Below are 13678 nucleotides of genomic sequence, written 5' to 3' on the forward strand. Positions count from 1 at the left end.
GAGTGTGTGGAGTGCGGCGTCTGCCTGAGGGCTGACGTGTGTCCGACCGACGCCATCTTCCAGCAGGAGCTGGCCTGGCCGCGCATCGTGCGCCAGGAATTCAGCAACCCCCTCATCCGGCACCCCAGCACCGATATCGGAGGGCGGGGGACGGAAGAGATGAAGACCAATGATGTCACCAATCGTTTCCAGGCGGGGTTCGCCGGAATCGGCCTGGAGTTTGGCCGGCCGGGCGTGGCGACTCGCTTCAGCGACGTTCAGACCATGGCCCAGGCCCTAGCCCCTATGGGCGTCCAGTTCGAGTCCCAAAACCCGGTGACCGCCTTGATGATCGACAAGGGCAAGGGCTTGCTCAAACCGGAGGTCCTCAACGAAAAGGCCCTTTCGGCGATCATCGAATTCATCATTCCCCTGGAAAAATTAGAAGAGGTTTTTCGGAAGATTAAAGAGGTAGCTCCCAAGCTGAAGACCGTGGTCACCATGGAGATGATCTCCCGCGTGGGGGAAGATGGCTCTATTCCCACTCTTCCCATTGCCAAGAAAGTGGGTTTTACGGCCCGGCCGAACACCAAAACTAACGTGGGCCTGGGACGCCCGGGAAAATAGGAGGAATTCATGACCCATACTTTGCATCGTAGAGGTGACGAAAAAAGTCTGAGTGAAGATTACGTCATGCTCGTCATGCCTGCCAGGGGCTTTAACCTGGAGGGTTCTTCAGAAAAAATGAAACAGATCTTCGGGATTATCTCCCATTACCAAACCGTCAATTTTGGGAACTCGAGGGTCGGCAACAGCCACCGGACGACCATGGATAAATTGATGGCGGCGGATAACCAGCGCATCGCCCACGCCGTTTTTCCCGATCGGGAAAATATGTTGGGGTGCCTCAAGGAGTTGAAAGAAAAAGACCTGGGGATCTCGGTGGTGGTCTCCGGACTCTATGACCAGGTGGTCCAGTGCTGTAAGTCCATAGGGTTGAAACCTCATACGGTAAACCATTCCCTGGAAACCATCGGGGCCGTGGGAAAACTTCCCCAACCCCCGGTCATGGAAATTATCACTTTGTGCGGCCATGCGATGATTTCCCCGGCTCTGGTCGAATCCCTGCTGGAAGAAGTCCGGTCCAAGAAACGCACCCTGGAGGAGGCTTCCGTAGAACTCTCCCGTCTGTGTGATTGCGGAGTTTTCAATCCTCCGCGGGCTGCGAAAATAATGAAGAAGATGATGGGGTAGAAGCCCGGGAGAATTCCTTTCGCCCTCTCCTGCGGGGAAGCTGTGTCCTAATCCAGGCGGGAGGGCATGAACGAGGAAGCATCGGTGGTTGGGATCACTATCTCTCTCATTAAAGACCGACTTATTCATTAACATAAACTCTTGGTACTCGGGAACTGATGGCGCACACCAGTTCATAATTAATGGTTCCGGCAAGATCGGCCAATTCCGTGACCGTGATTTCTTCATCTCCCTGCCGCCCGAATAGCACTGCTTCATCGCCGATCTTAGCCTGGCCAGAAGGGCCGAGATCGACCATGATCTGGTCCATGCAAACCCGCCCGACTACCGGGCATCGCCGGCCGCCGATGAGAACGGAAGCCCGGTTGGACAAATCGCGGCTATAACCGTCAGCATACCCGACAGGCAATGTGGCCAGCAGCGTCTCTTGGGATGTGGTATAGGTAGATCCATAACTAACCCGGGTCCCCCGTGGAACTTCTTTTATATAGACCACCTTGGTCTTAAACTGCATGGCCGGGAAAAGATGGAAACGGCGTTGGGTCTCTTTTGAAGGGGATAAGCCATAAAGGATAATGCCCGGCCGAACCATATTGAAATAGCCATGGGGGAGATCAAGGATGGTGGCACTGTTAGCGGCTGATATCCAGGTCAAAGTAATACCCGCGGCGGTGATTTTATTCAGGCTAGAGGTGAATAAATCTAATTGTTGGTTGGCATAGGTTTTGTCTCCCGCATCGGCCGTGGCCAAGTGAGTGAAAATCCCTTTCAGGTCCAAACCAGGAATGGCGAGCAATTTTTGTACAAAATTAAAAGCTTGCTCCGGGCGAATGCCCACCCTACCCATTCCGGTATCTACTTTGAGCATCACCTCCGCAAGCCGCCCTTGGCGGCGCGCCGCCTCAGCCAGTGCCCGAGCAGTCTCCAAGGTTGAGACCGTTGCAACCAGATTATAATCAACCAAAAGGGAAGCTTGTTCCGGAAGGGTGAGGCCAACCACGAAAATGGGGACTTTGAGTCCGTTTTCCCGGAGCTCCGCTCCTTCTTCCGGGATGGCCACTCCCAAACCATTTGCTCCCGCTGAAAGCGCTGCTGTGCCTACCTTGACTGCGCCATGCCCATAGGCATTAGCCTTGACAATGGCCATAATAAAAGTCGATGGGGAAACGGCTGCCCGAATTTGGCGCAGGTTATGGCGAATCGCCTCAAGATCAATTTGGGCATAGGTCGTTCGCATGGCGTCTTCGGTCCTGTTTATTTTTTGGGGAATTGCTAAGTTGAATTTTCATCATTCGCGGGCATCGAACCATTTATAAAAATCAGCCTTAAAATTATCTTAGCGAAAGAGGAATTTCTGTCAAGGTTTTACTCAGTGACCTTTGAGACCATAGATCCCCCACAGGAAAATGGAAGTCAGCAGACTCGAGAAAATCGTTCTATAAAAGATTGAAAGGATTCCCTTGGGTGTGGCAGAAAAGAGTTAAGGGGTAGTTCTTCGATCGGGTATTTTCCGAAGTGGCGCACGGCCGTAATGGCGGCGTGGACATGGTCAGTAGGGGTATGGACTGAAATATCATTGAAAAAGATGATCAAACGGCGATCCACCTTTTCTCCAATCCGGACATACCCTCGGCAGCGCTCTATAATCTTTTCGATGGGACCATCCTGCAGAAGATGGGTGTCAATACCCAACATCAGGGGCATCTTCTTTTCCTGAGCAAATTCGACATAAGGGTCAGGGCCGGTCTCAGCTACATCTGGGTCGAGGCACATCAATAGATTCGGGCTCATCATGGCCATTAGTTCCAGCATCCGGCGGAAGGGTTTGGGTTGCTTGTAGAGATAGCTTTGTCCCCAATAGCCCATACTGATTACGGGACCAATCTTTTCATTCATCCGGGCAACGTAAGGCATGACGAATTCTTCCAAAATGGGAACATTAACAATCGGTGGGGAGGCGGCAGCATCGGCCCCACTTCCGGTTGCTTTCGGCTGGCCGATGGCTTCCCTCTGGGCCTGGACCCAGGGGATGAGAACCTCATCGGTCAAAAAAGTCAAAAGGCGGTGAGCAAATTGAGGGGCCGTCAGTATGTCCATAAGGAGTGCTTCGATTCCCCGAACATTAACAGCCAGGGAAAACGGGGAACAAAAGCGAATGCGGGCGGCAAGCCCGAGATCATAGCACTGTTTCATAACCTCGAGGACAAAAGGCATTCGGGCTGATTTCTTAAAATCTGGCGGGCGGAGTCGGTCTAAATCCGCCTGCTCACGGATTAAAGGATTTTGCCGGTCAATATCCGGCATGCGGTTCGGTTCCCAGTTCATCCGCTGCCCCAGAGCTTCCGCCTCGATGTTGTAGATGTCATAATAGAAACCGGGCATGTCCAGGTTATAATACTGATGAACAGCCAGGTTCATATCCACCAGCTTCTGGGCATTGGTGTAATAATCCCGAATATCCCCTCCACAGAGCTTGACCACATGCTCGTTGATCTGGGCCAGAATGGGGACAAATTCCGCTTCTCCCTTGAAGGCACGATAATACCGCTTGATCCCTTCAAAGGTTTCCGGAAAAATCTTCATAGCTTTTTTCTCCAGCGATCACCTATCTCATCGGTACTTTGGAAACTCTTGACCCCGGTCCTATACATGGCAGGGAATTAGGTCCCTTTTATCTTCGGCGCAGGACTCTTCCTGCTCTCACAGGGGTGATCTTCCCCTTCTCCACAGCGATCTGCCCACCTACGATTACATACTCGATACCTTGGGGATACTGGTTGGGTTCGGCGTAGGTGCCCTTGTCGATGATGGTGTCGGGGTTAAAGATCGTGATGTCGGCGACCAGCCCCTCCCGGATCAACCCCCGGTTCTGGAGGGCGAGGCGCTGGGCGGGGAAGGAGGTCATCCGTTTTATGGCTTGGGGCAGAGTCAAGACCTTTTCCTCCCGGACGTATTTCCCCAGGAAACGAGCGCAAGTGCCGTAGACGCGCGGGTGGGGCTTTCCCCCGACGATCCCGTCCGAACAGAGGGTCATGTACTCGCTGCGCATGATCTCTTTGACATCGTCTTCGCTGCCGTAAAATAAGACCATGGTGACCGCATTTTCCTCGGCGATGAGGAGGTCGCAGACCGCATCCACCGGGGTCTTCCCCGTTTCCTTGGCGATTTCAGCAATCGACTTCCCCTCGGCAAAACGGTTGGCATCCGTTTTCACCGCACTGACGATAATGTTAGTCCAGCCGATCGCGTCGATCCAGTTATCCCAGCGCTCGGGTTTGATGTTTTCCTGAACCTGGCGGATCTCTTCCCGGATGGCTGGGTTCTTGAGCCTCTCGAGGAGCTTGGCCGTTCCGCCAGCATGAAAACGCGGCGGGATGACCGCATCGAGCATGGTGCTTCCGGCAATGTAAGGGTATTGGTCAAAGGTCACATCCAGGCCTTTGCCCCGGGCTTCCTCCAGCAGAGCCAGAACCTCCCCGGCCCTTCCCCAGTTCTTCTGGCCGGCCACCTTGAGGTGCGAAATATGGAGAGGGCATCCAGCTTCCAAGCAGATCCCGCTGACCTCTTGGATGGAATCAAGGACATAATCCCCCTCATTGCGCATATGGACCACAAAAAACCCGCCATAACGGGCGGTCACCTTGCAGAGTTCCACCATCTCCGTCCGGTCGGCATAAATCCCCGGGGGGTAGATGAGCCCCGTCGAAAAACCGCATCCGCCCTCCTCCATCGCCTGGGCCAGAATCCGTTTCATCCGGTCGAGTTCGTTCCCATTGGCTGGGCGGTTTTCCCAACCCACCACCATGGCCCGGATCGCACCGTGGGGCACAAGCATCATCGTATTCGTCGCCGGAGGCAAGGCGTCCAAAGCGGACAAGTATTCGGCCATGGAGTTCCAGGACCATTCTTTGAGGTAGGTGCCCAATAGGCCGGAGACGCGGAGCATCATGGGGGGTTTGTTGGCTTCATCCAGGGGGGCGACCGAAAGGCCGTCCTGGCCGATCAGGGCCGTGGTAATCCCCTGCATCAGCTTGGAGTCTTCTTCCGGGTGCGTAAACACCCGGACATCCGAGTGGGTGTGCATATCGATGAAACCCGGAGAGACAATCAGGCCCGCGGAATCGATCACCTTCTTGGCTTCGGTTTGGATGCCGTAGCGAACCTGGACGATTTGATCTCCCTGAATCCCCACATCGGCGCGAAACCAGGGGTTTCCGGACCCATCGATCACCTGGCCATTTTTAATGAGAATATCCAGCAAGCAGTCTCTCCTTTAAGTTGATGGTTTGCCGGACATTTGCTACCCCAGCAGTAAGTCCTGAGGGAATGAGTTCGTCACCGAACTTATGAATCGAAGGATTTAGTCTTTCCGAATGGACATTTCATCTGCTGTTTCCTCCGCAGCCCTTATGATCCGTAGCATGTCTTCCTCGGTGTGAGCCATAGAAAGAGCCCCACCGCCATACATCATATACACACCCTTGTTCAGCATGCGCAGGCGAAATTCTTTATCTCTTCTGGGAATATCGGTTTGCGTCTCGATATCTTCTATGTTGCGCAAAGGAATGTCCGCTGACGATGGGAAACAGGTGGTAAATAGTGACCCCACGCCGAAGCAACGAGCCGGGATACCGCGGGAATGGAAAGTCTTTTCAATCCCTTCCCGCACTTTTTGCCCTTTTTTCCCCAAAACGGGGTAAATCTCGCTCTCATGCTCCTCAAGGTAGCGTAACATAGTTCGCCCGGCGATCATCGGGGGGATCATGCAGGAGAATGTTCCGCCCCCCATCAACACTCCTTTTCCCTTGGGCAACCCAGCCGTTGGGCTAGCCAGGTCCATGATTTCCTTGCGCCCAGCGACCAGGCCCAGGTTTTGGCCTCCTCCTAATACCTTTCCCATAGTGGTAAGGTCTGGTTTTAATCCGTACCAACCTTGAGCGCCACTTAAAGAGAGCCGTGCTCCCGTAATGACCTCATCTAAAATAAAGAGGCTTCCCACTTTCCTCAATTCTTCCTGCACGGCCGGCAAAAAACCATCCCCTGGGGGAATGAAATACTGCCCCACGGCTTCAATCAGGACTGCCGCCAAGTCGGATTTGTATTTATGGATGGCGGCAATCGTTCCTTCCGTGTCGTTGAAGGAGATGGTCCGGGTGTATTCCGTTAACCCGGCGGGAAGGCCGGAACTCTCCGGGACATCCATGGGGGCATGGACGGCAACACTCAAATCATTATTGGAGCCATGCCATCCCCCGCGAACCTTCAAAATGATCTTCCTCCCCGTATAGCCACGGGCTAGCCGGACAGCATGCATCGTCGCTTCGGTACCGGAAACACCGAAGCGAACCTTCTCGGCACAAGGAACAATTCGGCAGATGTCTTCGGCGAAGGTGATCTGGTATTCATTCACAATTCCCCAGTGGGTTCCCAGGGACAGAATTTCCGGCATCACTTTGGTGATCGCTTCCGGCTTGTGACCAAGAATGTGGGAATAGTGGCCCATCCATAAATCAATATACTCATTCCCATCGACATCCCAGATCTTGGAGCCCTCAGCCTTTTTGATATAAAGAGGGTAGGGGGCGAAATAGCGGAGATTATGGCAAACACCCCCCGGCATAACCCGGGCAGCGCGGGCATACAGCTTGGCGGAATTCGGGGTCCTTGCCAAATATTCCTTTAAAAAGTCCTCCATCGTTTTTCCCTATCGCGTTGAAGGTTCCCCCATCGAGGTTTTACCGACCAACGGAATGGAGGAAGGTTTTAAAAATAAAGAGGTCAGACTTTTAATCTCTTTAAAAGATTTATGAAGTCATATACTACAAGCTGTTTTTGGAGTCAAGAAAATTTCAAGGAAGAAATAGTTTTAGGTGAATCCGCTTTTTTGCGGTAAGTCAAAATCCATGAAGATTCAAAAATATTAAATAACTACCTTCTCGGAATCTATTCCGTGCTAAAATAATTATAAACCCTCCCTTCCCTGAAAAGAGGTCATATTGAAGATGGGGAAACATCTCGTTTTCGTCGGAGGCGGGCATGCCCACCTGACGGCCCTGTTACATCTCGACCGGTATGTTCAGCGGGGACACCAAGTCACGCTGATCAGTTCTTCGGCCTACCATTATTACTCCGGCATGGGCCCAGGAATGCTCTCCGGGATCTACCGGCCCCAGGAAGTTCGTTTTCACGTTAAAAAGCTTACTCAAGACCGGGGAGGCCTGTTTGTAGAAGATAGGGTTGTTAAAATTGACCCGTTAAATCGTTCCTTGATTTTATCCACGGAGTTTATGCCGTAAGGCAGAATCCCATCCTTTTGCACAATCTCCTGGCCGCCCTGGAAGGAGGAGGCATGCAAACCTTTCAACCCCAGAAAGATTATATGCTGATCTTCAACATGGGAGACGGAAGGGGAATTCTCTGGAAAAAAACTGGATATGGGACGGCAGGCTTTCTTTCATTTTAAAGGATTACATTGACAGGAAATTCATGAAACAATTTCAAGTGTCTGGAGAGCTCAAGGAGAAAGATGAAGGGATAGATTAATCTTTAGGAGGGGCAAAATGAGCATTCTGGATTATTTCAAATCGATTCCCACCTGGCCGGTCGAAAAAGTTCGAGATTTTTTGAACAGAAATTCTCCGGGAGATTATAACTTGGTGGATGTCCGCCAACCTAAAGAATATGAAAGTGGGCATCTGCCGGGGGCCCAATTAATCCCCGTGGGGGAATTAGAAAAGAGCGCGCAGGAACTGGACCCTCAAAAACCAACGATTGCTTATTGAGCTTCGGGAGTACGCAGCCGGGCGGCTGCGGCCATTTTATTCCGAGCAGGATTCAAAGAAGTATACAGTATGGAAGGCGGGATAAAGGCCTGGAACGGTTTCGTAGCCAAAGGGGTACCGAAAGCTGGTATGGCTTATTTTGATCCGGCTAAAAAACCGGAGGAACTCGTCGCGTTAGCCTGGATGCTGGAGGATGGCTCCCAGAAATTTTATTCCGAAACAGCCGGTATGCTCGAAGATCGCGAGACAGTGAACTTTTTGCAAAAACTTTCGGCCGACGAGGAAGGCCATAAAAATGCTCTTTTCAAAATTCACCGAGAACTTTCGGGCCTGAAAGCGGATCCGGGATTTCCCGGCTCGGTGATCCCGCTTGATCCCGGGATCAAATATGTGGAAGGCGGCGTGCCCCTGACGGAAGCGCTGGCGTGGGTGAAAGGAAAGGACCTCAAAGAGATTTTAGAACTCGCCATCTCCCTGGAAATCAATTCTGAAGACCTTTACATAAAAATGGGACGGAAGGTGGATGACAAAGAAGCGAAGAAGGTATTCAAGGTATTGTCCGTGCAAGAAAAACATCACCTGGAACGATTGGTGAGGCTTTTCGAAAAAAAATGAGGAGCTCCTTCAAAAAAGAAAAAGGAGAATACGGCAATTGATGGTTCCGGAGTTTCCCCAGTTTAAGCCGATTCAATCGGTTGGCTGAAAATTCATAATACCTCAGGTATCCATCCGGCACTTCGAGAATTCTACATCGGTCACCTGACTTCTTCCTTGTATTACGGGAGGAAACAAGGTAAAGTATTATATCTTGATTGTATAGGAAATTCCTTTTTGGACACGGATGTATACAGATTATCAGGATAAACTAAAAAAAATAATTATCTGCGTTTATCTGCGTAAATATGCGTCCTATCAAATTTAAGATGCAGGGAGAATTACTATGGAAGGTGTGATGGGTCCCCAGAACAGCAAGACGGGGAGAAGGCGCAGGATCAGGATTGTTATCCCGGCATATCCCGCGTTCAACATTTATTCTCATGTTGCCCGGGTCACAACCGCCTTAGGGCCGGTGAGTGTGGCCACTGCCGTCCATGAGGTGGAAGGATGGGATGTCGAGGTCATCGATGAAAACAATTATCGGAGATCCGCTCCGCGAAACTCCTCCGGCCTGCCGGATCACGAAGCCCTGCAAGGTTTGAGGCCGGCCGATGTCGTCGGATTATACGGTGGTTTGACCAGCACCATCCCCAGGCTTTATGAGATTGCCAGGTTTTACCGAGAGCGGGGCATCTTGACAGTTGCCGGCGGGCAGCATTTTGTCGAAGAAAACATAGCCGAGGCCTTGAACAATAGTGTTGATATAGTGGTGATCGGAGAAGGGGAAGAGACCCTCAAGGAACTTCTTCTAGCCTTCGAAGGAAAACGTCACTGGGGGGACATTGCCGGCATTGCCTACCTGGATCAAGGTCAACTTGCCAGGACACAGGAAAGGAAGCCCTTAACCGAGTTTGATAACCTGCCCATTCCCGATTTCTCTCTGGTGCGCTATGCCAAGGTTAAACTCTATCCTATTGGACGCGTTCGGGGATGCGGAATGGATTGTGAGTTTTGTACGGTCAAGGGGAAAGCCCGGTATGCCCATCCCGAGCGCCTGATGGAGCAGATCGCTTCTCTTTATGAAACGCGCGAGGCCAAACGTTTCTTTATTGTCGATGATCTTTTTGGCCAGGACAGGCTGGAAACACTACGCCTTTGTCTTCTGCTCAAAGAATACCAACGAAGGGTCAAGGCCCGGTTTGCGATAACGGTTCAGATCCGCCTGGATAAAGCCAAGGATACGGAACTACTGCAGGCTATGCGTGAGGCGGGAATTATCAACGTGGCCATAGGATTTGAATCTCCCATTGGGGAAGAGCTGAAGGCCATGGACAAGCGGCTGAAACCAGAAGAAATGATTTCCTTATCCCGAAGATATTACCAAACGGGCTTTATGGTCCACGGAATGTTCATTTTCGGTTATCCCCTTATAGAAGGCGTGAATTTTAAAATGTCGGCCAAGGAACGGATCCGCCACTTCCGGAGGTTCATCAAACAGGCAAGGATTGACACCGTACAGGTAATGTTGCCTGTTCCGTTGCCCGGCACGGAACTGACCCACAGGCTCAAGCAACAGAACAGAATTTATCCCCAAGAATACCTCGGATGGGAATACTACGATGGAAACTTTCCTCTCTTCGTTCCCGACGAACCAATGACTCCAGAAGAAATGCAAGCCTCTATCCACAAGCTCATGGGACGATTTTATCGATTCAAACACATGTTTCAAATTGGGTTGAACATCCTTTCCTTCCCGGTCCTTTTTTTCTATCTCCATAACCTTAAAAAAGGATGGTGGAGGTGGTACCGGACCTGGACGAAAAACGTGAGCCGGTTCGGGGGTTGGCTGATCATGCGTAGGTGGTTGGCCGAATTCAAGAAAGATAACTTCTCCGGCAAGCTTGCGGAAGCCCAAAAAGTTCTCGCTCAATCTTTTCCAGGCCGAGGGGAAAAATGGCTCCCCAGTCACTCCCCATCCTCCACTGAAAGATAGGTGTCTAAATCTCGACCGCTTTGCCTGGAGAGGAAAAGTTTTGAAAAAATAATTAGCCACAGAGGACACCGAGACCACAGAGAATGAATACAGGTGTCTTTACAGCTGTACCACTAATGTTCAGTTTCTGAAAATTATGTGAAGACTTTTAGCTGGGTTTATCTGCGTTTATCCGCGTCCTATAATATTTTTTTGATTGCGGCTATGCCGCACGGGGACCTCTGTGGTTAACATGCCTTGGAACGGGGGTTGGCATGAGTGACTGGGTTGCTGTTTCCATAATCGGGCGTGACCGGCCAGGAATCGTAGCCAGCGTATCCAAGGTTCTCTTCCAGAATCGCTGCAACATTGAAGACCTTTCTCAGACAGCCATTCGCGGGCAGTTTGCCATGATCCTTATTGCCTCCACCGCCAAAAAAGAGGTACTCTCTGGCCTGAAGCAGGATTTTGAAAATTTGGCCAGGGACTTGGCCTTGGACATCAACTTAAGGCCAATCCGGCCGGAAGAAATGAAAGCTTTCGAGGCCGGTGAGACCGAGCCTTTCGTCATAACCGTCCGGGGGGAAGATCGCCCTGGCCTGGTTTACGGGATCGCCGAGATTCTTGCGGAACGGTCCATCAATATTACCAACCTGGACGCCCGGGTGGCCCTTATCGGTGGCAAGCAGGAATATATCCAGCTCTTCGAAGTCGATATTCCCAAGAAGCTGGATTACCGCCTCATCCAGGAAAAATTGCGGCAGCGGGGCCAGGAGATGGGAATTTCCGTGGATTTACAGCATAAGGAAATTTTTCGGGCAATTAATCAAATATAGAAATAAAAAGTTGCGCGTTGCGCGTTGCGAGTTAAAAAAATCCTTGAACCCGAAACTCGTAACCCGAAACGATTCTTTCCTAAGAAGGGTTTGCCTTAAAAAGTCACCATAAACCAGGCCTCAGGATAAGCAGGGAGGGGAAGAGGAACTTATGCTCAGTTCCGAAGAAATTATCCGTACCGTAGAGATGCTGAAGAATGAAAACTTGGATGTGCGTACCGTCACCCTGGGGATCAGCCTGAGGGATTGTGTCAGCGCCTCTGCGGAAGACCTTTGCGCACGGATTCGCCGAAAAATCCAGCATCATGCGCAAGACCTGGTACTCACCTGTGACCGCATCTCCAATAAATACGGGATACCCATTGTGAACAAGCGCTTAGCCGTAACACCCATTGCTGCCGTGGCCGAGGGCGTAAGGCGGGAAGATTACCTATCCGTGGCGAAGACCCTGGATCAGTCTGCCGAAGCAGTGGGAGTGAATTTCATCGGGGGGTACTCGGCGTTGGTCCAAAAAGGATTCACCAAGGGCGACCGGAATCTAATCGATACGATCCCGGAAGTTCTCTCTTCAACGGAACGGGTTTGCTCTTCGGTAAACGTTGCCTCTACCCGGGCCGGGATCAACATGGATGCCGTTTTGCTCATGGGCCAGGCGATCAAAGAGACTTCTTTGCGCACAGCGGAACGCGATGGGTTCGGCTGTGCCAAGTTAGTGGTCTTTGCCAATATGCCGGAGGATAATCCTTTTATGGCTGGGGCCTACCTGGGATACGGGGAGCCGGAATGCGTGATCAACGTAGGAGTCAGCGGGCCGGGAGTGGTAAAGAAAGAATTGGAGAGGGCGATCCAATCGGGAAAGAAGCTGACCCTGGGAGACCTTTCCGAGATCATCAAGAAGACCAGCTTCCGGGTAACCCGGGTGGGCGAACTCATCGCCAGGGAAGTAGCTCAGTCCCTGAACGTTACTTTCGGTATCGTCGACCTATCTTTAGCACCAACGCCCATGGTGGGTGATAGCGTGGGAGAGATCCTTCAATGCCTAGGCCTCGATTTTATCGGCGTCCCGGGGTCAACGGCTGCCCTGGCTCTGCTGAATGATGCCGTGAAAAAGGGGGGCGCCTTCGCCTCCTCCTCCGTCGGGGGGCTGTCCGGTGCTTTTATCCCGATAAGCGAAGACCTGAACCTTTCGGAAGCAGTCCGCCGGGGCCATCTTTCCTTGGAAAAATTGGAAGCCATGACCTCGGTTTGCTCTGTGGGCCTGGATATGGTAGCGATTCCAGGGAAGGTAGATGCGAATACCATTGCGGCCATTATTGCGGATGAGATGGCCATCGGCGTAATCAATCATAAGACCACGGCCGTGCGGTTGATTCCAGTACCCGGGAAAGATGTGGGGGAAAAGGCAGTTTTTGGCGGCCTTTTCGGCGAGGCCCATATTATGGAAGTTAAAAACCTCAATTGCTCTTCAAAATTCGTTCACTTTGGGGGAAGAATCCCCGCTCCCATTACCAGTATCAATAATTAGTGCCAGTGCCAGTGTGAGTGTCAGTGAAAAATATTTGAGCTTGACGGCTTTGTTATCCAGAGGAAAAAAGGGGATCATGTTATTATTCACCCCCCGGCTTGTCCCTGTCACACATATCCGCACGAATATGACCATTGCAGGAATGATGCGGGAACGCTTCTTAAATTTAATAGGACGCAGATTTGCGCAGATAACAACAGATAATTATTTTCTTTTCAGTTTATCCTGATAATCTGTGTACACCCGTGTCCAAAAAGGAAATTCCTATACAATTGAACTATTAGAAAAAGTTTGAATCACGTCCCCCAATTCACGTGAGACCCGAGTGGTTTCCTCGAAGGAAATGCTACCGAATTTGAGTGCGTGTTATGCACGTGATCGGAAGTGATGAATTAAAAACGTTCTGCACGGACGTCCCGCTCACCATGATCCTTACCTGACAAAGTCATGCCCTGCCTTTTCCTTAACGCTCACCACAATGGCTCTTTACCAGAGCAGCTTGAGGTGGTTTGAAGCCTGCCCCTGCAAGCCGACTTCGAGGGGCCTTCCCTCATCTCTCATGTACCTTCGTGGCGCACTTTCACCAACTGTTCACTTTGGTATGGCCCGAAAAGCGGATAATTACTGATTGGAAGGATGGATAACCGATGAGATCGGCGGCGAGCGTTATCGAGTTCGCTGAATTAGGTTAGAAATCCATTCATAATGGGATAACTTTACTTACATTTTACTT

11 protein-coding genes and 1 pseudogene are annotated in these 13678 nt (G+C 51.2%); 8 read left to right on the forward strand and 4 right to left on the reverse strand.

Features of this window, described 5'->3' with window-relative positions; translation table 11 throughout:
* Together Q7V48_08370 and Q7V48_08375 are read left to right on the forward strand one after the other, a co-directional pair.
* On the forward strand, window positions 1–606 hold a 606-nt coding region (locus tag Q7V48_08370), incomplete at its 5' end, for a 4Fe-4S ferredoxin (protein MDO9210750.1).
* Window positions 607–615: 9 nt separating this feature from the next.
* Window positions 616–1233, forward strand: a complete 618-nt coding sequence (locus Q7V48_08375) for a hypothetical protein (GenBank protein MDO9210751.1) — start codon at window positions 616–618, stop codon at window positions 1231–1233.
* 121 nt (window positions 1234–1354) lie between these two features.
* Here the strand turns inward: Q7V48_08375 and alr are convergent, their stop codons facing one another.
* The 4 genes from alr to Q7V48_08395 form a co-directional block, all read right to left on the reverse strand.
* On the reverse strand, window positions 1355–2470 hold the full coding sequence (alr, locus tag Q7V48_08380; protein MDO9210752.1) for an alanine racemase: 1116 nt from the start codon (window positions 2468–2470) through the stop codon (window positions 1355–1357).
* Between the two features lie 176 nt (window positions 2471–2646).
* A complete protein-coding gene (locus Q7V48_08385; protein ID MDO9210753.1) occupies window positions 2647–3816 on the reverse strand; it encodes a uroporphyrinogen decarboxylase family protein in 1170 nt (389 codons plus the stop codon).
* 88 nt (window positions 3817–3904) lie between these two features.
* A complete protein-coding gene (locus tag Q7V48_08390) occupies window positions 3905–5494 on the reverse strand; it encodes a D-aminoacylase (protein ID MDO9210754.1) in 1590 nt (529 codons plus the stop codon).
* Between the two features lie 99 nt (window positions 5495–5593).
* Window positions 5594–6928: an aspartate aminotransferase family protein gene (locus Q7V48_08395; protein MDO9210755.1), complete on the reverse strand. Its 1335-nt coding sequence runs from the start codon at window positions 6926–6928 to the stop codon at window positions 5594–5596.
* Between the two features lie 307 nt (window positions 6929–7235).
* Between Q7V48_08395 and Q7V48_08400 the strand changes: the two are divergent.
* The 6 genes and pseudogenes from Q7V48_08400 to Q7V48_08425 all read left to right on the forward strand — a co-directional run bounded on the left by Q7V48_08400 (window position 7236) and on the right by Q7V48_08425 (window position 12945).
* Window positions 7236–7776 (forward strand): annotated as a pseudogene (locus tag Q7V48_08400) (hypothetical protein).
* A gap of 17 nt (window positions 7777–7793) precedes the next feature.
* Window positions 7794–8015 carry a rhodanese-like domain-containing protein gene (locus Q7V48_08405; protein ID MDO9210756.1) on the forward strand — a complete coding sequence of 74 codons (222 nt, stop codon included), beginning with the start codon at window positions 7794–7796 and terminating at the stop codon, window positions 8013–8015.
* Window positions 8016–8084: 69 nt separating this feature from the next.
* Window positions 8085–8630 (forward strand): ferritin family protein, encoded by a 546-nt coding sequence (locus tag Q7V48_08410; GenBank protein ID MDO9210757.1) that lies wholly within the window; start codon window positions 8085–8087, stop codon window positions 8628–8630.
* 325 nt (window positions 8631–8955) lie between these two features.
* Window positions 8956–10605, forward strand: coding sequence for a radical SAM protein (locus Q7V48_08415; GenBank protein MDO9210758.1), 1650 nt, complete (start codon window positions 8956–8958; stop codon window positions 10603–10605).
* Between the two features lie 254 nt (window positions 10606–10859).
* A complete protein-coding gene (locus tag Q7V48_08420; GenBank protein MDO9210759.1) occupies window positions 10860–11420 on the forward strand; it encodes an ACT domain-containing protein in 561 nt (186 codons plus the stop codon).
* 151 nt (window positions 11421–11571) lie between these two features.
* A complete protein-coding gene (locus Q7V48_08425) occupies window positions 11572–12945 on the forward strand; it encodes a PFL family protein (GenBank protein ID MDO9210760.1) in 1374 nt (457 codons plus the stop codon).
* The last annotated feature ends 733 nt before the right edge of the window (window positions 12946–13678 follow it).

This window comes from Deltaproteobacteria bacterium, assembly GCA_030654105.1.
Classification (GTDB): domain Bacteria; phylum Desulfobacterota; class SM23-61; order SM23-61; family SM23-61; genus JAHJQK01.

Excerpts from the sequence above, each read along its gene's own strand:
- Q7V48_08375 (MDO9210751.1), top strand. The coding sequence starts at position 616 with ATGACCCATACTTTGCATCGTAGAGGTGACGAAAAAAGTCTGAGTGAA.
- alr (MDO9210752.1), bottom strand. The coding sequence starts at position 2,470 with ATGCGAACGACCTATGCCCAAATTGATCTTGAGGCGATTCGCCATAAC.
- Q7V48_08385 (MDO9210753.1), bottom strand. The coding sequence starts at position 3,816 with ATGAAGATTTTTCCGGAAACCTTTGAAGGGATCAAGCGGTATTATCGT.
- Q7V48_08395 (MDO9210755.1), bottom strand. The coding sequence starts at position 6,928 with ATGGAGGACTTTTTAAAGGAATATTTGGCAAGGACCCCGAATTCCGCC.
- Q7V48_08405 (MDO9210756.1), top strand. The coding sequence starts at position 7,794 with ATGAGCATTCTGGATTATTTCAAATCGATTCCCACCTGGCCGGTCGAA.
- Q7V48_08410 (MDO9210757.1), top strand. The coding sequence starts at position 8,085 with ATGGAAGGCGGGATAAAGGCCTGGAACGGTTTCGTAGCCAAAGGGGTA.
- Q7V48_08415 (MDO9210758.1), top strand. The coding sequence starts at position 8,956 with ATGGAAGGTGTGATGGGTCCCCAGAACAGCAAGACGGGGAGAAGGCGC.
- Q7V48_08420 (MDO9210759.1), top strand. The coding sequence starts at position 10,860 with ATGAGTGACTGGGTTGCTGTTTCCATAATCGGGCGTGACCGGCCAGGA.
- Q7V48_08425 (MDO9210760.1), top strand. The coding sequence starts at position 11,572 with ATGCTCAGTTCCGAAGAAATTATCCGTACCGTAGAGATGCTGAAGAAT.